The sequence below is a fragment of the Achromobacter sp. ACM03 genome (assembly GCF_014851665.1).
GTDB classification, from domain to species: Bacteria; Pseudomonadota; Gammaproteobacteria; order Burkholderiales; family Burkholderiaceae_B; genus Achromobacter; species Achromobacter aegrifaciens.
Genome location: NZ_JACVAD010000008.1, coordinates 93,617 through 112,757, shown reverse-complemented (window position 1 = coordinate 112,757; position 19,141 = coordinate 93,617). Strand labels below are relative to the sequence as shown.

Here is a 19,141-nt window from a genome sequence, read left to right as displayed (position 1 = left end):
AGGCTACCGGTTCAGGACTTACTGGGCTTTCTGCTGGATCTTCTCCCCGCCACGTTCGATGTCCTTGCCGGCGCCTTCCATCGTGTTGCAACCGGCCGTGATGGCGGTGATTGCCAGCAGCAGCGCAAGCCAGATTCGATGCGTCATTTTTTTCTCCTTTCGGCGTTCATGGGCGTAGCGGGTCATGCCGACAGGCAGCCGCGCTATTTCTTGTTCAGCAAGTCTCGTGCCTGATCCTTGGCTTCGCCCACGTTGCGCTGCACCTTGCCCACGGTTTTCTCCGCTTTCCCTTCGGCTTCGGTCTCGCGGTTGCCGGTCAGCTTGCCTGCCGTTTCCTTGATCGAGCCTTTGACTTCCTTGGCTGCGCCCTTGATGCGGTCGTTATCCATGTTGTCGCTCCTAATTCCAGGTTGCGTGAAACCGCGCTGGAGAGGCCTGCGAAGCCTGGCTCCGGCTGCGGACGAACCCACTATAGGAAGCGCATGGCACGCGCGTAAGAAGCGCGCGCATCAGATCGACTGGTACTTTTCTACCGAATCTTGTGGACCCGTTTTTGAGCCTGCTTGTCAGGCGCTTTCTGCGCCTGCTTGCGCGCCGGCTTTTCATATCCCACGATGCCGCGCTGCCGCGCCCAGATGATGGCGGCGCTGCGCCGGTGCACGTCCAGCTTGCTGTACAGCGCCGCCACATGATTGCGCACCGTGTTGCGCGACAAGTGCAGGCTGGCGGCAATCTCCGGATCCGTGTGGCCCTGGCACATCAGGCCCAGGATCTCGCGTTCGCGCGGCGTCAGGTCGGCCAGTTCGCCTTGCCCCTGCGGCGCGCCCTGGGGCGTGCGGATCTGCGCCAGTTTCTCGATGACGGTGCGGCTGAACCACGAGGTGTCCTGCATCACCGTTTCGATCGCCTCCATCAGTTCCACCTCGTTGCGCTTGCGCTCGGTGATGTCCTGGATCGCGGCCAGCACGCAGGGCTGGTCCTGGATGGATACCGGCGCGGCCGACACCAGGCAGTCCAGCAGTGCGCCGTCGCGCGTGCGCAACGCCATTTCCTGGCTGCGCACGCTGGCGCCCTGCTCCAGCGAGGCCATGGCGCGGTCATAGGCTTGCGGGTCCGTCCATAGCTGTGCCAGCGCATCCTCGTCGCGCGCCAAGGTCTTGGCGTCGTAGCCGGTGGTCGCGACAAAGGCATCGTTGACCTCCAGCAGCTTGCCTTCCGTAGTGCTCAGCGTCATGGGCACGGGCGCCAGCCGGAACGCCGTGGCAAAGCGCTGTTCGCTATCGCGCAGCGCCGTCTCGGCCTTGCGGCGCGGCTCCAGGTCGTTGAAGGTGAACAGCATGCAGGGCTGCTCCGCGACCTCGATGGGCTGGCCCGCCACGATCACCAGCTTGCTGCCGCCGCCCTGCACCGCGATGATGGTTTCCGTCTGCGGAATGGTCGTGCCTTCCGCCAGCCGGTGCAGCGCATCCTCGCGTTGCGGCGTATCGCCCAGCACGTCCAGCTGGCGCAGCGTCTTGCCCAGCACCTGTTCGCGCGTGTAGCCCGTCATCGCCAGAAAACCGTCATTGACCTTGATGTGCCGCAGATCCGCCAGCGAGCAGATCACGGCCGGCGCGGGGTTGGCGTTGAAGGTGCGTTCGAAACGCTCTTCCGCGCTATAGCGTTCGGTCACGTCCAGCAGCACCAGCACCATGCCTTCGGCAGCGCCCTGCGCATCGCGCAGCTCCAGATTTCGTACCTGATGCATGCGGCTGAAGTCCGGATCGCGGCGGCTGGTCACTTCCACCACCACGTCCTTGTAGGTCTCGCCCGCCAGCGCGCGGTCCAGCGGATACTGCGCCGCGCGCAGCGCGCGGTGATTGCGATAGCGCAGCGAAAACGCCTTGCGGTAGCCGGCAGCGGTGCCGCCCAGCGCGGCCAGATCCGTCACGCCATGCATGGCCAACGCAGTGTCGTTGGCCCAGACGATGCGCCGGTCCTGGTCCAGCAGGATGATGCCTTCGATCAGGCCGTCGATGATTTCCAGCAGATGGCGGCGTTCCGTGGTGAACGCCGTGGCAGTCTTCTTCATTCCGGCTCCTGGTTGAGCAAGAGATAAGAAGAAAGTACTAGATAAAGTCGTCCTGCGTGATCTGGGCGAGCGCGAACCTGGCTTCTATCGTGGACTTGCACGATACGCGTGCCGCTGCGCGTGAGCGCTACACGTGAATCTTCAGGAGACATCCATGAACACGAACCAGAAGCCCGGCGATCCCGCCAACCAGACCGGCATCGATCCGTCCCAGCGTCCCGGACAGGAGCCGGGCGATGCGCCCGAAAAGCAGGCTCCCGGCCAGGTGCCGGGCCAGCCCGGCCCCGATGATACTGATCCGGGCCGCATGCCGCCGGAAGTGCCCGGCAACCCCGGACAGCCCGCAGAAAAGCCCAGGCAGCCTGGCGAGCCCGGACGGCCGGGCCAGCCGGGTGATCCGGCCTAAGCCGCCATAGCTTTACCTCAGCCCCTCATGCAAACCGCCCCGGCGATGCGGGGCGGTTTGCTGGGGTCATGACGTCTTGCGCGTCCGTCAGTCGACCTGAGCGCCGGACTGCTTCACCGCCTCGCCCCACTTCTTCACTTCGCCGGCAATGAAAGTGCCGGTCGCCTCAGGCGTCAGCGGCATCGGCTCTGCACCGCGGTCGCGGAAGAACTTCTGCATGTCCGGCGAATTCAGCACCTGGCCGATCTGCTTGCTCAGATAGCCCGTCACCTCGGCCGGCGTGTCGCGCGGCGCCAGCACCGCCGCCCAGCCGATGGCCTCGAAACCCGGATACCCCGATTCCGCCACGGTCGGCACGTCCGGCAGCTGCGGCAGGCGCTTGGCCGTCGTCACCGCCAGCGCCACCGCCTTCTTGCTCTGCACATGCGGCAGACCAGCAGTCACCGAGTCCACCATCAACGGCACCTGATGCCCCAGGAAATCCGCCTGCGCCGGGCCGCTGCCCTTGTACGGAATGTGGCGGATGTCGATGTTCGCCGCCGCCTTGAACATCTCGGCCGACAAATGCTGCGTGCCGCCGATACCCGCGCTGGCATAGGCCAGCTCGCCCGGATTGGCGCGCGCCTGCGTCACCAGCTGCTTGAGCGAGGTAATGCCCGAAGCCGGCGTCGCCAGGAACATCAGCGGCACCGAGAAAACCCCCGACACCGGCGCGAAATCCTTGGTCAGGCTGTAATTGATGGTCTTGTACAACGTCTGGTTCACCGCCGCGGCAGAGCCCGCGATCACCAGCGTATAGCCGTCCGGCGTCGCGCGCGCCGCCTGCTCCATCCCGATATTGCTGCCCGCGCCCGCGCGGTTCTCCACCACGATGGGCTGCTTGACGGCCGCGCCCAATTTTTCGGCCAGCGCGCGCGCAAAGATATCGGTCGCCTGCCCGGGCGGGAACGGCACGATCAGGCGGATGGGGCGCTCGGGAAAATCGGCATGCGCGGTCGCCGTGGCCGCCGCCAGCGCCAGGCCGGCGGCAAGACTGGAAAGAATACGTTTCATGATTGGTCAGTAAAAAGCGACAAAGGGCTGCGCGCGGGGTCGCGCCTGTTGCATAAAATAGAGCGCCCGCGTTGTCTGCCCTTTTGAGGCGGCCCGGGGCGGATCGGCTGGGGGTACGTCACAATAGCATCCCCCCGTCGGTGCTAAATTCGCCTATTGGCATCGTCCAATCACTTTTAATCCCTGTTCTCTCATTCCGCAGGAACCGCCATGGAATTCAGCCAGTTCAAGACCAACGCCCTCATGGAGATCACCTCCCGCCCGGACCTCGTGTTCGTGCGCGGCCAGGGATCCTGGCTGGAGGATCACGCGGGCAAGCGATACCTGGACTTCGTCCAGGGCTGGGCCGTCAACACCCTGGGCCACTGCGCTCCGGAAATGCAAAAGGCCCTGCTGGACCAGTCCAAGCTGCTGATGAACCCCTCGCCGGCGTTCTACAACCTGCCCTCCATCGAACTGGCCGAGCGCCTCACCGGCGCCTCGGTCTTCGACCGCGTCTTCTTCGCCAATAGCGGCGGCGAAGCCAACGAAGGCGCCATCAAGCTGGCGCGCAAATGGGGCCAGGTGAACAAGAATGGCGCCTACAAGATCATCACCATGAACCACGGCTTCCACGGCCGCACGCTGGCAACCATGTCCGCGTCCGGCAAGCCGGGCTGGGACAAGATGTTCGCCCCGCAGGTTGAAGGCTTCCCCAAGGCCGAAATCAACGACCTGGAATCCGTGCGCAAGCTGATCGACGACCAGACCGTCGCCATCATGCTCGAACCCGTCCAAGGCGAAGCCGGCGTCATCCCCGCCACCAAGGAATTCATGCAAGGCCTGCGCAAGCTGGCCGATGAACACAAGCTGCTGTTCATCGTTGATGAAGTGCAGACGGGCATGGGGCGTACGGGCACCATGTTTGCGTACCAGCAATCGGATGTTGTGCCGGACATCATGACGCTGGCCAAGGGTATTGGCGGCGGGGTGCCGCTGGCTGCGCTGTTGGCTCGTCAGGAAGTTTGCGTGTTCTCGCATGGTGATCAGGGGGGTACCTACAACGGCAATCCGCTAATGGCTGCTGTTGGCGTTGCTGTGTTTGATGCGCTGGCTGCGCCGGGCTTTATGGAGTCGGTCAATGCTCGCGCCAAGCAGCTGTCCGAAGGCCTGCTGGCTTTGTCGGCCAAGTGGGGCATGAAGGGTGAGCGTGGGATGGGTCTGCTGCGTGCGCTGGTGATGGATCGGGATGATGGTCCTGCCATTGTTGAGGCTGCGCGTAATCTGGCGCCGAATGGTTTGCTGCTGAATGCGCCGCGCGGAAACCTGCTGCGCTTCATGCCGGCCTTGAATGTGACGGCTGAGGAAATCGATACGATGCTGGCGCAGTTGGATGGCTTGATTGCGCAGGTGCGCAAGGCGTAATTGAAGCGATACGTTAAGCAGTAACGATGAGGGCCGCGATTAGCGGCCCTTTTCTTTGGTATGTCCATGAACGCAGGACGTGGACTATCATCAACCGGCATTCATGTGTGTACATCGCAGTATCGACCCATTGTTGAACTAGCCAGATATTGGAGGTTTCCATGAGCGGTTACTACGAGTTGAAGCGCAGCGGCGATCAGTACATGTTCAATCTGAAAGCTGGGAATCATGAAGTCATTCTGACGAGCGAGCTGTACACCACCAAGGCTAGCGCTCAGGATGGCATTGCGTCCGTTCGGCAGAATTCGCCGATCGATGAGCGCTATCAGCGCAAGACGGCAACCAACGGTTCACCTTATTTCTCGTTGAGCGCGGCGAATGGGCAGTCCATTGGACGCAGTGAAATGTATTCGAGCGCCGCGGCTCGGGACGCGGGGATTGCGTCTGTGAAGACCAATGGGCCAAGCACTGTGGTGAAAGACAATACCTGAGTGGTTGGGGTGTAAGCCCTGATTCACATCTATCGGTGTCGGGACTAGAGAGCCGCAATGTTTGCGGCTCTTGTTCCGCTGGTTCACTTCAGTGCGGCCGCCCAGCCTCGACCCATTGTTGGACTAGGTCCATCGACAAGCGATAGCGAGCGCAGTTGTACACGTCCAGTATGCGCAGTTCTTGCGCCAGTATCGGGCGGAACAATTGAACATCGTCTTCGGATAGGCCCAGCGCCGCTGTTGCGGTGTCGGCGGTTTGCTGCTCGCGTAGTACCCGGCCAACCGCTTCGTTCAGTTTTTCCCGGAATCGGAATCGCACCGGATCCGGCACGCCCGCGGCGTTCAGTTGCACGGCGTACTTGCGGATCGAGCGCCGATAGGCCCAGGCGAACAGCTCTGTCGCCAGCGTCACATCGCCGTATTCATAGACTCCCAACATGGCGTAGACATAGTCCTGTACCTCTACGTCCAGGAAGGACAGCGGCGCGCAGTTGTAAAGCATCAGCGGAATGTTGGCCGACAGGCGGCTGGTGCGCTTGTTGCCATCTTCGAAAGGCTGAAGATATGCAAGGTTCACCCACAGAAAGAATGCCGCTTCCACCGGGTTCTTGATAAGCCGAGCTTTCTCCACAATCTGGTCGAACATTTCCTGCAGCAACAAGGGCGCCTGGAGCGGCACGTAAGTCGTGTCCCCGATGTTGACCACGATCTGACGGATGCGGCCCAGGCCGTCGGCATTGGCCAATAGTTCCTCCAGCAGGATCGCGTGAAGGTTGCCGATCACGGCGGACGTCAGGCCATGTGCGGGCACCGCATCGACCATGAACTCGATGGCCCTCTTATGGTTGAGCAGCATCACTGCATCCAGATCTTCCCCGGCCATTCCGTGCTTGAAGAGTTCCTGCGTGGCCAACAAGGAATACCGGTTGCCTTCCAGTCGAGAGGATGACCAGGACAGGTCGAGCAGCAGCGGCTCCAGTACGCGACGCGCGTAAGTCCCGGCTGGCGACTGACCTGGCATGCGGCCTTCGTCGGCCAAGTCTTGAGCTAACGAAGGCGGCAATAGGAAGCTCTGGTTTGGCACATAGCTTTCCACGAAGGCGCGTTCGTATCCCACAGGTGCACGGGCCGACAACGGCTGCCGAAGCCGGGCCAGCAGGGCTTGACCACGCTCAGACCAGATCATCCCGACGGCCTGGGACGCCGGCTCCGCCAGCCGCGTGGCAATGGTCGTTGGGAGTGTCGATGCGGTTGTTTCGTCCGCAATCCGGTAGCGGGTTGCTCGACCCTGGCCCTCGCGCAGCACCAATCCGGCCTTGCGCAGGTTTTCCAATTGGCGCTTCACCGTGGACCAACTGACGCCGGTTCGGTAGGCCAGTTCGCTGGAACTCACCCACGGCAGGTTCTCGCGCTGCTGGGCGCGCAGAAACTGAAGAATGTCTTCGCGGACGGTCATGGCAAGAGCCGAAGATGTTGAATCAGCTCAATTTAGCAGCAATCAGCTCAAGAAATGAGCTGATTTGGTCTGATTTTGAGCTGATTCCCACTGCGTCCGCCCGGGGAAATCGATTGCCACGATTTCGTCATTCACCATCAACGCCAAAACGAGTGCTTCGTCGTCAACAGAGATGATTACGGCATTCTGAGGTGGTTTATCGGGGGTACGGTTGGCCCGATACGTCACCACGGTGGCCCAACTGCTGTAGCGGTGATGGAGCGCACTTGTATGCGCGGATCGCTCCGCCCATGCACCAAGCATTCAGCGAGCCGGCGGAAAATTGTAGTCTGACACCATTATTTTGTACGACACACGCCAGCGATCGCTAATGACTGCTTTCGGCCAGTAGCGGACGATCAGCGGACTGAACCAAAGCAGCCACGCTATCCGGCGCGCATGATGCTGAACGCGAATACGTGCGTCACCTGCTCACTCGTAGATTTTCCCGCAGTACAAGAAAGTGGCGAACTGATGCCAGAGGTTGGAAGCTTGAAGCCCTTGAGCAACTCCAAAGTTACTATCTTCAGCCCATGCAATGGCACCGTGGAGGAAGGCTTCTATCGTTGTATTTTCCCATTCGCCATTTGGTATGTACTCCGCCAAAGCACGAGCAAAAACGAGAAACGTCTTGGCATCGCTAACCTGAGCCAATTGATGATGAAGCTCCACAAGTTTCTCCGCTCAAAGCTATGGGTGATAAGGCGAATTGTCCACCAAAAATTCACCGTCTGCTGCGGGTCGAAAGCGGACATTCTGCCGTGATATGAACATCGCCTTCTCGTAGCGAATTTGTCTCCCAGCCCAATTCGCATTCCCCCTTACCGTATACTCGCTCTACTACCGCACCACCGGTAGCCCGGTTTGGAAGCCGGTAATGTCTTTGGCGGACAGCCCGCCGCTCAGGCGGCATTTTCACGTCCGTGCGCCTCTGCACGTCCCTATGGGTGGGCCTTGGCGAGGGTGCGTTCGCGCACGCCGGTTTCCAAAGACGCCGGTCTTCCAACCTTGCCATGTGCCCGCCCACCCCATTTGGAAGTGGGGAGCAGGTCTAACTTGTCTTTGGAGCCTGTCATGCAATCCCACCCCCTCACCCAAAACCCCTGGTCCGTCGAATCCGACCCCGAACTCGGCCCAGTCCCCCTCTCCCATCTCCACCACATAGACCGCGCCCGCCACGCCATCGAGGCCATCGCCCGCATGGTTGGCAATAGCGCATCCGAACCCGACGCAACCGGCGGGCGGCCGTTGGACGCCTGGACGGTGGCGGCGTTGATGGGTGGAGTAGAAGGCTTGTGCGATCACCTGGGCACCTTGACCGATGCCATGCTGGCGCAGGCGCGCTTATGCGAGGTGGATGCAGATCTCGGCGACGTCACACACGGCGCGCCGTCGTCGATCCAGTAGCCAAACTCAGCAGCCAGAGGCGTGGCGCTTACGCGCCCGCCCTATTCAGCAATCGACCGAATCACCCTGGCCGGATTCCCGCCCACCAGCGAATTCGCGGGCACATCCTTGGTGACCACCGAACCCGCCGCGACCACCGAGTTCTCGCCCACAGTCACGCCACCAATTACGGTCGCACCCGCCGCAATCCAGACATTCCTCTCGATCACAATGGGCTTCGCAGTGACGAAGTCGCGCCGCCGCGAAGCTTCGATGGGATGTCCAGACGTGATGAGACTGACGTTCGGCCCGATCATCACATCATCGGCAATGCTCAACCCACCCAGGTCATAGAAGGTGCAGTTCTGATTGACGAAGACATTGCGCCCGACGCTGATGTCGGGGCCGCCGGTCGTATAGAACGGCGGTATCAACAGGAAGCTCTCATCGACCGTCTTGCCGATCAATTCACTGAACAAGGCGCGGACTTCGGCGGCGTCGTTGAAGGTCAGGCGGTTGAGGGCGGCGGTGATCGTCATCGCGCGTTTGATGTTGGCCGTCATGGTCGCTGATTCGGGCGTTCTTCTGGGAATGATCAGGCTGCGGTCGTCATTTGCCATCTGCGGCTTTCCTTTGGGGTACGGCGTAACGGGAGGTTGGCTGACCAACCGCATGTTGCGAAATCGTAGCCTGATGTCTTCTTCCCCGACGATTTTCCCAAATTCCGGAAAGCCAAAAGTGGGCAGAGGCGCTTACGGCGTCACGCGCGGCGCCGGTGCGATTGCCTCGGGACATTCCCCCTGGGGCGAGCCATGCCCAGGCACTGTGATTGCTGACGACTGACGGCCATCTACACCCACCCGCCGTCCGCAACCCAAGGAGCCTCCCATGACCGTCCCTGTCGAGCACCGCCGCATCCCGGTCGACAACATCGACACCTTCTACCGCATCGCGGGCCCTTCCGATGCGCCTGCCCTCCTGCTGCCTCACGGCTACCCCTGTTCTTCCTACGAGTTCCGTAACCTGATGCCTCGCCTGGCCGATCGCTGGCGCCTGATCGCGCCCGACTATCCCGGCGCCGGCTACAGCGCCACGCCCGAGGACTTCGATTACAGCTTCGACGGCTATGCGGCCTTTCTGGATCGCTTTGTCGTGGCCCTGGGCCTGGACCGCTATGCGCTCTACCTGCACGACTTCGGCTCGCCCATCGGGGCGCGGCTGGCGATCCGTGCGCCTCATCGGGTGACGGCGCTGATCATTCAGAATGGCGACGTTCCCTACGAGGACGCCCTGGGGCCCAAATATGCGGACATCGAAGCCACCTGGGCGCTACCGCCCGCGGAGATGCGCCACGCCATAGGCGACAGCATTACTGAAGCAAGCTTCCAGGAGGAATTCCTGAACCATGTCGGGCCGGAAGTTGTCGACCGCATTTCCCCGGATCTATGGAAGCTGCATTGGTCGCTGATGACGCCGCGCCGCAAGGAGGTTGCCATCGACTTGATTGCCGGCCTGAAGCAAAACCGCGCGTGGTTTGCGGAGCACCGGCGGTATCTAAGGGATCACCAGCCGCCTACGCTGATTGTCTGGGGGCCGCAGGATCACTACATGCCGGAAGCTTCCGCCCGTGCCTATCTGCGGGATTTGCCGGATGCTGAACTGCACCTATTGGAAGGTGGCGGCCATTGGTTGTTGGAGACGCATCTGGACGAGGTGGCTGCGTTGATGCGGGGATTTCTGCAAAGGGTGCTGGCGGCCTGATATCGCTGCGCTCAGCGCGGCTTCCAATTCACCCCATCCCTGGACCGATACTCCGGCGTCCCCGTGCAACACCCGCCCGCCCCAAACGCCTGCCGCCCGATGAACGCGGTCACCACGCCCTTGCTCTCGGTCAGCGATTGACGGATGCAGCTGGTCGGCAGCGGATACAGGTCGCCTTCCAGCACCAGCGTCCACTTCAGGTTTTCACCTTCGGCCGGCTCGACCATGTACACCTTGCATTTATGCATCAGCAGATGCACGGGCTTCCCGGCCAGCACGCCCTTGAACTGATGCTCCGGAGGCGTGTCGCGCGTGGCGATGGCTTCAGCGTTGAGTTTCGACCCGGGCGGCGCGGGCTCCAGCGCGGCATCGCAGCCGGCCAGCGTGCTCGCGGTGGCCAAGGCGATGAGGAACAGGCGAGCCAGGCGCATCATGCCCATGAACCCTTGTCAGGCTACGTTGGCGAAGCGTTGTTCGAGGTAGGCGATGATGTCGCTGGACTCGTACATCCAGCGCGTGCCCGCGGCGTCGTCGATGCGCAGGCAGGGCACCTTCACCTTGCCGCCGCCTGCCTGCAGTTGCGCGCGCGCTTCGGGATCGCCCTTGGCGTCGCGCAGCGCGATGGGCGCGTTGAGCTTGTGGATGGCGCGCCGCGTCTTCACGCAGAACGGGCAGGCGTGGAATTGGTAGAGCGACAGCTTGGCCGCTTCGGTGTTGACCGTGGCCTGGCCTTGCGCGGAGCGCTGTTGCGGGCGGGGCCGCGTGAGCGCGTCGCCCAGCACGATGATTTGACCCAGGCCGACACGTAGGGCTTTGACTAGCATGGAGTAGGACTCGATACAGATGGACAGGCGGCCAGTCTACTCTGTGCAGCGTGTTTCAGTATCGCGAGTGCCGTCAGCTGCGCAGGCCCGTGGTCATCCCGTGTCACGTCATGGGTCGGTAGTTGAAGCCCGCGCGTTATTGAAACCGCACCGGGTAGCTGCAGCCCGTATAGAAGGTCTTGCAGGAGGTCTGCGTGGCTTTATTGCAGGTTTCCATGCCCAATGCTTCTGCCTGTTCCTTGGTCTCGGCGCTGGCGGAATTCATCAAGACGCCCTCGCCTTTGGGGGAAGGGCCGTACACCACCGCCACGCATTGGTTGTAGTAGGTGATGTTGGTCTTGCAACCCTTGCCGCCCTTGGACGCGCAATGCTCCAGCGCGGCCTGTTCGGCCTTGACCTTGCTGGTCTTGTCGGCGGCGATGCCGACGGAGCCCGAGGGCGGGTCGTATGCGATTGCGCCCCAGCGGGTGGTCCAGCGCGGTTGGTCAGGCGCGGTTTGCGCGCCGGTGCCGCCTTGTGGCCGCGACAGGCCTGGGATCGGCACGCACTGCTGGCCCGGCGTGCCGGCGGCGTTGGGCATAAAGCCGTCCGGGCAACCTTGTTCGGCCTGCGCCGAGACAGCGACGCCGAGGTACAGTATCGCCAGCAGGAAAGCCGCTTTTAAAGCACGCATGTGTCGTCTCGCAGTTGTCGTGTTCTTCAAGCCGGATGCCGTGGGTCAAGGCCGGGCAGGCAGAGAGTCCGAGGCAAGGTGTCAGGCTGTGAAATTGCCCCGGAAAGTGTAGTCCGAAATTCTTTCTACGAACGATTCTCCCAGCCACGCCCCAACCTTAAAACGTGTACTTCGCCGTCAACAAAAACGACCGCGGCGCGCCGAAGTGGTTGTTGTCCTGGTTGCTGCCAATCGCTTGGTAGTAGTACTTGTCGAACAGGTTGTAGACGTTCAGCCGCAGATCCAGATTCGGGCTGGCCCGATAAGCCACCACGGCATCCCATATGCTGTAGCCGGGTTGGCGCACGTTGTAGGCGGGCAAGCTGATCGCGCTTTGCACGCGCATCGCCCCGCCCACACGCCAGGCATTCAAGGAGCCAGGCAAGGTGTACATGGTCGAGAGCTTGAACAGATGGCGCGGGGTTTGCGTGTCATACGCTGCGCCAGCCCGGAGGTTGCCCGAATCCTCCAGATACTTGGATTGGTTGTAGGTATAGCCGGCGGACACCTGCCAGCCCGGCGTGATTGCGCCTGCCACTTCGAATTCGACGCCTCGGCTTTCCACCTTGCCGGATGGCGCATAGCATTCGATCACCCCTGGGCCGCACGCGGACGTGGTCAGGGCGACCGGACGGTTGCGTTGGCGGATCTGGAATACCGCCGCGCTGGCGTTGAGGCGGCCGTCGAAGTACTCGCCCTTGATCCCTGCTTCCAGATTGGTGCCGATGACGGGATCCAGCGGTGCGCCGCTGGCTGATTGGTAGTTTTGCGGCTGGAAAACGCTGGTCCAGCTGGTGTAGACGGAATGGTGGCGGTCCAGGTCGTAGATCAGGCCCGCGTACGGTGTCAGTTCGTGGTTGACCTTGTAGGCCGCGGGCGGGCTGACGTAGTCGCCGGACTTCAGCGTCATGTCGTATTCATACCAGTCCAGCCTGGCGCCCAGCATCAGCGTCAGCGGGTCCGCGAGGCTCAGGCGGGTAGTGGCATAGCCGCTCATCTGACGCTGGAATCCTTTGCGCGACCAGGGGTAGATGAATGCGGGCTTTTCGACGGCGCTGGAGTCCCAGTGTTCGGGATCGACCGTCATGTCATAGCCTAGCGGCCATCCGCCAGGACCGTCGTCGTCCTTGTTCTTCATGAAGCTGCCGCCCAGCACCAGTTCATGCGTGCGCCCCAGCAGCGTGAACGGGCCGCTCAGGTAGCCGTCGACGCTGTACTGGGTCTTGTCGTAGTTGTACTGGCCCAAGCCTTGTCCGAAGAACGTCGAGTTCTCCAGGGGATAGAGGTAGCTGCCCAGCATGTTCATCCTGGCGCGCAGCGTGCGGGCAGTCAGCTTGCCGGACCAGCCGTTGTCGAAGCGATGATCGAGTTCGGCGAAGAAGCTGGTGTTTTCCTTGTTCCAATAGGCCCAATCCGGCGACAGGCGGGTCGACCGCTTGAAGTCGTAGAAGCTGCCATCGCGGCGGGTCGGCAGGCCGTTCCAATCCGCGCCGGGATTGTCTTCGCGGTTGTAGTAGCCGCCGATGCTGAGCGTGGTGTTTGCCGTGAGGTCGGCTTCGATGGTGCCGTAATAGAGCTGGCGCTGATGCTCGTAGGCTTTCTTGAAGGTATCCGAGTCCTGATAGGCCACGACGCCGCGTGCGCGCAGGGTGCCGCTTTCGTTCAATGCGCCCGACCCGTCGACTTCGCCGCGATAGTTGTCCCAGCTGCCGGCGCTGGCGGTCACCGAAAACTGCGGCACCGCCGTCGCGCGCTTGCGCACCAGATTGATGGTGCCCGAGGGATTGCCTGCGCCGGTCATCATGCCGGCCGCGCCGCGTAGCACTTCGATGTGATCGTACATGGCCAGCGTCGCCACGCCCTGGGTGTCGTAGTCGTAGGCCAGCGGCACGCCGTCGGCCAGGAACGAACTGATCTCGAATCCGCGTGAGAAGAACTGCGTGCGCTCGCCGCCGCCAATCTGGCGCGTGGTCAGGCCGGTGGTGTCGCGGGCCACATCGTCCAGCGACTGGAAGCCTCGGTCCTCGATCTGCTGGCGGGTCACCACGCTGACCGATTGCGGCGTCTCGCGCGGCGAAAGCGCGAACTTGGTGGCCGTGGCCATCACCGGCGTGGTGTATGAATGCGTGCCCTCGGTCACACCCAGCGTGGCCGCCTCGACGGTCACCGGCGAGAGTGTCGTGGTGCCTGATGGCGCCACGGTCAGGCTGCCGTCCGGTGTACGCCGGAGTTCCAGCCCGCTTCCGGTCAGCGCGCGCGCGGTGGCTTCGTCGACGGTCAACCGGCCGGAGATGGCCGGCGCGGATTTGCCTGCTACCAGTTCGGCGCGAAACGAGATGACCGCGCCCGCGATGCGCGCGATCTGTGTCAGCGCGACATCCAGCTGGCCCGCGGGCAAATCATACTGGCGCAGCGCCTGGGCATGGGCGGTGCTGGCGGCGGCTGCGATGACGCAGGCAGCCGGAAACCTGAGGGAAAGCATGGAACACTCCGTGGATGCGTGAGCACGCGTTCCATGTATGTGCATCGGCGCCGGCAAAAAAACACCTGGCGCAGAAAAAATTTTCAGGCGAGGTCGATCATGACGTACCAACTGCTCAGCCGTTGCAGCCGGATGGGCAGGGTATGCGTGAGCGCCGCCAGGGCGCGGTCGCTATCGTCCAGCGGGAACAGGCCGGTGACGCGCAGGCGGGACGCCTGGGGTGAGGCCCGCAGCCAACCCGGTCGATACCGGGCCAGGGCATCGACCACGGTCTGCAAGGGTTCGTCATGGACTTCAAGCTCGCCGTTGCTCCAGGCGGCGGCGTACTCTTGGTTGTCCTGCACCGCATCGATCTGCTGCGCGTCGAACCAGACGCTCTGGCCAGGCGCCAATTGCCGGCGGATACCTGCAAGTGTGGAGACCTCCGCCGCTCCGCTCAGTGCCAGGCAGAAGCTGCGTTCGGACGCGCAGCGCACCATGGCGCGGCCTTGGGCGAGGCGGACTTCGCCATGGGGCAGACGTACTTGCAGCCCCTGGCCTGCCGCCACCTCAAAGATGGCGGCACCAGAAGACACGTGTACGCCGTGCTGCCCGTCCAGCGTTGCGGCGCTGCGCGCGTCCAGTTCCATCATGTTGCCGTCAGGCAAGGCCACGCGCCGGCGTTCACCGGTGTGGGTCACATAGCCCGCCGTCAGATGCCGCAGCGGCACATAGCGGTCCGCGACACCGGCGCCGAGCAGCACGGTCCCGCCCGCCAGGACGAGCTTGCCCAGCCTGCGGCGCTGCGCGAGTTGCGGCCCGACCAGCGAACGCCGCAGCGGGTTGCCGTCGGCCAGCAGTCCGGGCCGCAGGCGATGCAGCGTGCCGTCCAATGCCGAGTTCAGCCGCTGCCAGGCCGCGCCGTGGCTCGGGCTTTCGGCCAACCACCGGTCGAAGGCCTTGCGGTCGGCATCGCTGGCCTGACCGCTGGACAGACAGACCTGCCATTCGATAGCCGCTTCGCGGCTGCGTATATCCAGGGGCGTCATACGCCAAACACCTCGCAGCAGCGGCGCAGGGCCTGGACGATGTACTTGCGCACCATGGTGGGAGAAACCTTCAGCCGTGCGGCGATTTCCACATGCGTCATGCCGTCGAGCTGGCTGTAGAGAAAAGCCATCCTGGCCTTGGAAGAAAGACCGTCCAGCGCCGTGTCGAGCGCCTGCAAGGACTGCAGGGTCTGTACCCGCTCTTCGGCCGAGGGCTCCAGGGGTTCCGGCTGCAGGCGCAGCATCTCCAGCCACGCTTGCTCGAGTTCACGCCGGCGCCACAGCCGCCATGTGATGCGCCGCGCGATGGTGATGAGCATCGCGCGGGGTTCATTCAATTGCTCCAGCGCAGGAAGGCAGAGCAACTGGGTGAAGGTTTCGCCTGCGACATCCTCGGCATCCTCGCGATTGCGCAGGCCGTTCTGGAGGCGGCGCTCCAGCCAGGGATGGTCGCTCTTGTAGATGGTGGAAAAGCAGGTGTCACGCGTTGAGTCCACGGCTTGTGCTGTGAATAAATGGGAATCGTTATCAATTATGGCATGATGGGTTCGGGAAAGCCAAAGGGGATGGAGACTTCATCGTCACCCGCTCCACCGGCAGAGCCCATTTTGGATCTCTCCTGATGGATTAATCCTCGTTCAGACCGCGCGGGATCGTTATTAAATGTGCGGCAAGCTTCACTATCCCGTTCAGGTGGTTGAATAAAGCGAGGTGTACCCATGCCACACTCTCGATTCATCCAGCATGCTCTGGCTGCCATTGGAGCTTCGTTCATCGCGCTGGGCGCCACAGCCCAAGCGCAAGGCACCGGCCAGAACGTTCCAACCACCGCGCCGCTTGCGCCGGCGAAATACTGCGAATGCCGCTTCTCATCCGGGCAATACGAGGCCTATAGCGTCAACGGGACCTGCACCGTCCAGCGCTATGCCGGCGGACGCAAGTGCGAATACGGTTTCTCGGGTATCGGGGCCAATCCGGCGGTTCTTACTTCCATCCTTGGACAGGACGCGTACCAAGCGCAGCTGCAATCCGCGGCGCAGATCTTCCCCCGCTATCTGGCGTTTGCGCAGTCGGGAGACACGTCGGCCTTGAGCGAGAGCAGTTTCATAGAGAGCGCCCTGCCGGTCCTGGCGCGAGGCAGCCTGTTTCGACAGGCCGTCGTCATCGCGGAGTTGCCCGTCAAACAGATCGACAACGAGATCGTTGTTTTCTCCAGGAAATACAGCAACGTCATAGCGGAAGTATTCCAAGGAAAAAGGCCGCCGCTTTCGGTGACGTGGACGGAAGGCTTTCAGTTTGAGATCGGGCGAGGCTATGTGCTGATGGACTACAAGCAAGCGTCGCAATTGCTGGTGCTTTTCTTCTCTGATGCGAAGAGGTGATCGGCCATGGATCTCACCTGCATGCGAGAGCTTCCCGGATTGGATTGGGCCGTGCTGCTTGTTGCCGTCGTGGTGGCCCTGATCTTGTTCGTGCTGGGGATCTACTTGTTGCTTCGACCCAGACCCTCCCCTACGCCAAACACCAAGCATGAGGTGGAAACGACCATCGACAAATATGGTTTGAAAGGGCCTGCCGGCGTGTTCTTGATACTTCTCTCCATCGCCTTGGTGGGAGGGCTTTACTGGCAGTTGAACAACAGGTTCCCCGCCAACGCGGAAGAATTCTCAGGGGCGCCTCGCACACTCGGTTCCATCGCCGAAGGGTTACGCCGGAACTCCAGCGCCGATATCCTGTTGAAGGGAGGAGCCGAGACCGTGGTGATCTCTCAACCGGTCAGCGGCGCCTGCTGGTCCGCGCTGGTGGACAAGCTGTGCACGGCGTATCGGGATACCTTGACGTGCAGCCGGGATGGCAATCGGATTGTCATCGACCGCAAGCCCTGAAGCAGCGCACCGTATGAGCGGAAAAGGTGTGTCAGACTACGGCCATTCACGGCTATTCGGCACGAGACCCCGCTCCCTCGCATGACCCTCAGCGACCGCCTGAAAGCCCGGGCCAAGCGCATCAAGCGCGACGGCCTGACGCTATGGTTTGCCGGCAAGCACGCCCGCACGCCCTGGTACGCCAAGGCGCTGGGCCTGTTCGTGGTGGCATACGCGCTCAGCCCCATCGACCTGATCCCCGACTTCATCCCCGTGCTGGGTTACGTCGACGACGTGCTGTTGTTGCCCGGCCTGATCTGGCTGGCCATCAAATTGCTGCCGCCCGATGTGCTGCAGGAATGCAGAGGCCAGGCGGACGCCTGGATGCAGTCGCAAAGGGAGAAGCCGCGCAGCCTGGCGGGCGCGGTGATGATCGTGGCGCTATGGCTGGGGATAAGTCTTGCGGCGTGGTTCTGGCTTGCGCCGTATTTTCGGTAGCGCCCACACCGGCGGGCTTGCGCGCAGAACTACGCCGAACTTTCTTCCACGAACCCCAAGGTCCTGAGTTCCGCGATCGCGCCCTTTTCCTCGTCCCGTCGCGCCTTGGGCGCGGCCAGCGAGGCGGTCAGCAGCATGGACTGGGTGGGCGAGCTATCAAAGCCATGCAGCGTGCTGGCGATGCCCGGAAACGCTTGGACGAAATCCGCTCCCAGCGCCTCATACCCCGGATACCGCCCCTGCTTGTCCACGATGACCTGCGTCTGCGGATCGCGCCGGATCAGGTGCAGCGGCACGCCTTCGCAGCGCAGGCCCAACAGCTTGGCTTCGCTGATATCCAAGGCCCAATCCGTCTCGGCGTAGAAGGCGGCGCGCGCGGTTGCGAACTGATCGAGGATGCGCTCGTCCTTGAAGAACGCGGTGGGCGTCAGGTTGAGATTGAGCTTGCCGATCTTGCCCGCCAGTTTGACCCGGCGAAAGAACGAGGCCCACACCAGCAGGATGGGGTTGGTGGACAAGTCCTCGATCAGCACGTCTTCAAACATGCAGGGGTGGATCATCGAGTTGACGGCGCGGCATTTGGAAACGCGCACGTTCTGCACGCGCGACATGCGCTGTGGGGCCTTGACCATGGAAAGGGCGCCGTTGTCGAAGGTGCAGTCGTGGAAGTGCAGATCGCTGAAGTGCGAGTTGCCCTTGTCATACGCCATCAGGAAGGTAGCGCCTTCGGTTTTGTTCATGGACGAGGAGATGTCAGGCTGCGATGTCGCCGGGGAGTCATAGTCTGCCATTTCTAATCCCGGAACAGCAGCATTTCCTACTGTCAGATAGCTTATTTGGTATTCATGTGACATTATTAGAATCTCTTGGATACATTTACCCGTTCCCCTGCGGAGGGCAGGAAGCGGCAGATAACTAAGCTGAAGAAGACGAATCACATGAATAAAAAGATGTTGAAGTTGGCGGCCGCTGCCGCTTGCGTGATGACGGTCGCGGGATGCGCCAATGTGCCGATGGCGCCAGCGGAACAAAACAAGCAGGCCAAATCGTTCCCGGCGCCGGACGAAGGAAAGTCCGGCCTGTATGTCTACCGGGATAGCTTCGTGGGCAAGGCGCTGAAGAAGGACGTGTACGTCAACGGCAAGTGCCTGGGTGAAACCGCCGACCGCGTGTTCTTCTACACGCAGGTGGCCGGCAACGAGCAGCACAAAGTCTCCACCGAATCGGAGTTTTCGCCGAACGACCTGATGGTGATGATGGAGGCGGGCAAGAATTACTTCGTGCGCCAATTCATCAAAATGGGCGTATTTGTGGGTGGCGCCGGCGTGGAGCAGGTAACGGAAGAGGAAGGTCAGCGGGTGATCTCCAAGTCCGAAGTGAACCTGGCGGCCGAAGGCCGTTGCACGGGCTGATCGCGGTCCGCTCCCGCCGCTGTTCTTGCCTACTTGCAATGGAAATGACGATGCGTCTTGGTCTGTTGTTGGCAGCCTTGCTGTTTGCCGCGACGGCCCATGCGGCGAACTATCCCTGCTCAGGAAAGAAGGGTGGCGTGGAGCGTTGCGTCGGAGAACAGTTTTTGTGCCGCGACGGTTCGATCAGCGCATCCAAGCGCGTGTGCTCAAGTCCGGATTCCAGCGCACAGCCACTTGTTTCCAAGCCCTCGGC

Annotated in this window: 23 protein-coding genes; 9 read left to right on the top strand and 14 right to left on the bottom strand. The window is 62.1% G+C overall.

What is annotated here, in order from left to right; translation table 11 throughout:
- Positions 1-18 precede the first annotated feature (18 nt).
- The 3 genes from IB257_RS27070 to IB257_RS27060 all read right to left on the bottom strand — a co-directional run bounded on the left by IB257_RS27070 (position 19) and on the right by IB257_RS27060 (position 2,071).
- Positions 19-147 (bottom strand): entericidin A/B family lipoprotein, encoded by a 129-nt coding sequence (locus tag IB257_RS27070; protein ID WP_013390837.1) that lies wholly within the window; start codon positions 145-147, stop codon positions 19-21.
- Positions 148-203: 56 nt separating this feature from the next.
- Entirely contained in the window at positions 204-389 is a 186-nt protein-coding gene (locus IB257_RS27065) for a CsbD family protein (protein WP_013390838.1), read from the bottom strand.
- A 140-nt stretch (positions 390-529) separates the two neighbouring features.
- Entirely contained in the window at positions 530-2,071 is a 1,542-nt protein-coding gene (locus tag IB257_RS27060; RefSeq protein ID WP_192493097.1) for a helix-turn-helix transcriptional regulator, read from the bottom strand.
- A 154-nt stretch (positions 2,072-2,225) separates the two neighbouring features.
- On the opposite strand from IB257_RS27060, the gene IB257_RS27055 reads away from it, so the two are divergent.
- Positions 2,226-2,477, top strand: coding sequence for a hypothetical protein (locus tag IB257_RS27055; RefSeq protein WP_054455691.1), 252 nt, complete (start codon positions 2,226-2,228; stop codon positions 2,475-2,477).
- An 87-nt stretch (positions 2,478-2,564) separates the two neighbouring features.
- Here the strand turns inward: IB257_RS27055 and IB257_RS27050 are convergent, their stop codons facing one another.
- Complete coding sequence (locus IB257_RS27050) at positions 2,565-3,530, bottom strand: tripartite tricarboxylate transporter substrate binding protein (RefSeq protein WP_175212915.1); 966 nt, start codon at positions 3,528-3,530, stop codon at positions 2,565-2,567.
- Positions 3,531-3,740: 210 nt separating this feature from the next.
- Between IB257_RS27050 and IB257_RS27045 the strand changes: the two genes are divergently transcribed.
- Both IB257_RS27045 and IB257_RS27040 read left to right on the top strand, forming a co-directional pair.
- Positions 3,741-4,934, top strand: a complete 1,194-nt coding sequence (locus IB257_RS27045) for an acetylornithine transaminase (RefSeq protein WP_175163036.1) — start codon at positions 3,741-3,743, stop codon at positions 4,932-4,934.
- Positions 4,935-5,095: 161 nt separating this feature from the next.
- Positions 5,096-5,425 (top strand): YegP family protein, encoded by a 330-nt coding sequence (locus IB257_RS27040; protein ID WP_192493096.1) that lies wholly within the window; start codon positions 5,096-5,098, stop codon positions 5,423-5,425.
- A gap of 88 nt (positions 5,426-5,513) precedes the next feature.
- Here IB257_RS27040 and IB257_RS27035 read toward each other — a convergent pair whose 3' ends face one another.
- Both IB257_RS27035 and IB257_RS27030 read right to left on the bottom strand, forming a co-directional pair.
- Positions 5,514-6,881 (bottom strand): Fic family protein, encoded by a 1,368-nt coding sequence (locus IB257_RS27035; RefSeq protein ID WP_192493095.1) that lies wholly within the window; start codon positions 6,879-6,881, stop codon positions 5,514-5,516.
- 471 nt (positions 6,882-7,352) lie between these two features.
- Complete coding sequence (locus IB257_RS27030; RefSeq protein ID WP_192353047.1) at positions 7,353-7,592, bottom strand: hypothetical protein; 240 nt, start codon at positions 7,590-7,592, stop codon at positions 7,353-7,355.
- A 402-nt stretch (positions 7,593-7,994) separates the two neighbouring features.
- Between IB257_RS27030 and IB257_RS27025 the strand changes: the two genes are divergently transcribed.
- A complete protein-coding gene (locus tag IB257_RS27025) occupies positions 7,995-8,327 on the top strand; it encodes a hypothetical protein (protein WP_192493094.1) in 333 nt (110 codons plus the stop codon).
- A 41-nt stretch (positions 8,328-8,368) separates the two neighbouring features.
- Here IB257_RS27025 and IB257_RS27020 read toward each other — a convergent pair whose 3' ends face one another.
- Positions 8,369-8,926: a sugar O-acetyltransferase gene (locus IB257_RS27020; protein ID WP_192493093.1), complete on the bottom strand. Its 558-nt coding sequence runs from the start codon at positions 8,924-8,926 to the stop codon at positions 8,369-8,371.
- 268 nt (positions 8,927-9,194) lie between these two features.
- On the opposite strand from IB257_RS27020, the gene IB257_RS27015 reads away from it, so the two are divergent.
- The gene (locus tag IB257_RS27015) at positions 9,195-10,067 is read left to right on the top strand and encodes an alpha/beta fold hydrolase (protein ID WP_192493092.1); all 873 of its coding nucleotides are present in this window, start codon (positions 9,195-9,197) and stop codon (positions 10,065-10,067) included.
- Between the two features lie 11 nt (positions 10,068-10,078).
- On the opposite strand, the gene IB257_RS27010 is transcribed toward IB257_RS27015, so the two are convergent.
- From IB257_RS27010 to IB257_RS26985, 6 genes are all read right to left on the bottom strand, one after another.
- Positions 10,079-10,501 carry a hypothetical protein gene (locus IB257_RS27010; protein ID WP_119449926.1) on the bottom strand — a complete coding sequence of 141 codons (423 nt, stop codon included), beginning with the start codon at positions 10,499-10,501 and terminating at the stop codon, positions 10,079-10,081.
- A gap of 15 nt (positions 10,502-10,516) precedes the next feature.
- Positions 10,517-10,891, bottom strand: coding sequence for a glutaredoxin (locus IB257_RS27005; RefSeq protein ID WP_013390852.1), 375 nt, complete (start codon positions 10,889-10,891; stop codon positions 10,517-10,519).
- 136 nt (positions 10,892-11,027) lie between these two features.
- Positions 11,028-11,564, bottom strand: a complete 537-nt coding sequence (locus IB257_RS27000) for a DUF4189 domain-containing protein (RefSeq protein ID WP_119449818.1) — start codon at positions 11,562-11,564, stop codon at positions 11,028-11,030.
- A gap of 157 nt (positions 11,565-11,721) precedes the next feature.
- On the bottom strand, positions 11,722-14,085 hold the full coding sequence (locus IB257_RS26995) for a TonB-dependent receptor (protein WP_192352898.1): 2,364 nt from the start codon (positions 14,083-14,085) through the stop codon (positions 11,722-11,724).
- An 83-nt stretch (positions 14,086-14,168) separates the two neighbouring features.
- Positions 14,169-15,113, bottom strand: a complete 945-nt coding sequence (locus IB257_RS26990; RefSeq protein WP_192493091.1) for a DUF4880 domain-containing protein — start codon at positions 15,111-15,113, stop codon at positions 14,169-14,171.
- Positions 15,110-15,610: a sigma-70 family RNA polymerase sigma factor gene (locus tag IB257_RS26985; protein WP_054455669.1), complete on the bottom strand. Its 501-nt coding sequence runs from the start codon at positions 15,608-15,610 to the stop codon at positions 15,110-15,112. Before IB257_RS26985 ends, IB257_RS26990 begins: the two co-directional genes overlap by 4 nt.
- 222 nt (positions 15,611-15,832) lie before the next feature.
- Between IB257_RS26985 and IB257_RS26980 the strand changes: the two genes are divergently transcribed.
- The 3 genes from IB257_RS26980 to IB257_RS26970 all read left to right on the top strand — a co-directional run bounded on the left by IB257_RS26980 (position 15,833) and on the right by IB257_RS26970 (position 17,476).
- Positions 15,833-16,495, top strand: coding sequence for a hypothetical protein (locus tag IB257_RS26980; RefSeq protein ID WP_192493090.1), 663 nt, complete (start codon positions 15,833-15,835; stop codon positions 16,493-16,495).
- Positions 16,496-16,501: 6 nt separating this feature from the next.
- Entirely contained in the window at positions 16,502-16,999 is a 498-nt protein-coding gene (locus IB257_RS26975) for a hypothetical protein (protein WP_125471036.1), read from the top strand.
- Positions 17,000-17,080: 81 nt separating this feature from the next.
- A complete protein-coding gene (locus IB257_RS26970) occupies positions 17,081-17,476 on the top strand; it encodes a YkvA family protein (RefSeq protein ID WP_125471035.1) in 396 nt (131 codons plus the stop codon).
- A gap of 29 nt (positions 17,477-17,505) precedes the next feature.
- Here the strand turns inward: IB257_RS26970 and IB257_RS26965 are convergent, their stop codons facing one another.
- Complete coding sequence (locus tag IB257_RS26965) at positions 17,506-18,216, bottom strand: hypothetical protein (protein ID WP_192493089.1); 711 nt, start codon at positions 18,214-18,216, stop codon at positions 17,506-17,508.
- A 198-nt stretch (positions 18,217-18,414) separates the two neighbouring features.
- On the opposite strand from IB257_RS26965, the gene IB257_RS26960 reads away from it, so the two are divergent.
- On the top strand, positions 18,415-18,888 hold the full coding sequence (locus tag IB257_RS26960) for a DUF2846 domain-containing protein (RefSeq protein ID WP_119449824.1): 474 nt from the start codon (positions 18,415-18,417) through the stop codon (positions 18,886-18,888).
- Positions 18,889-19,141 lie beyond the last annotated feature (253 nt).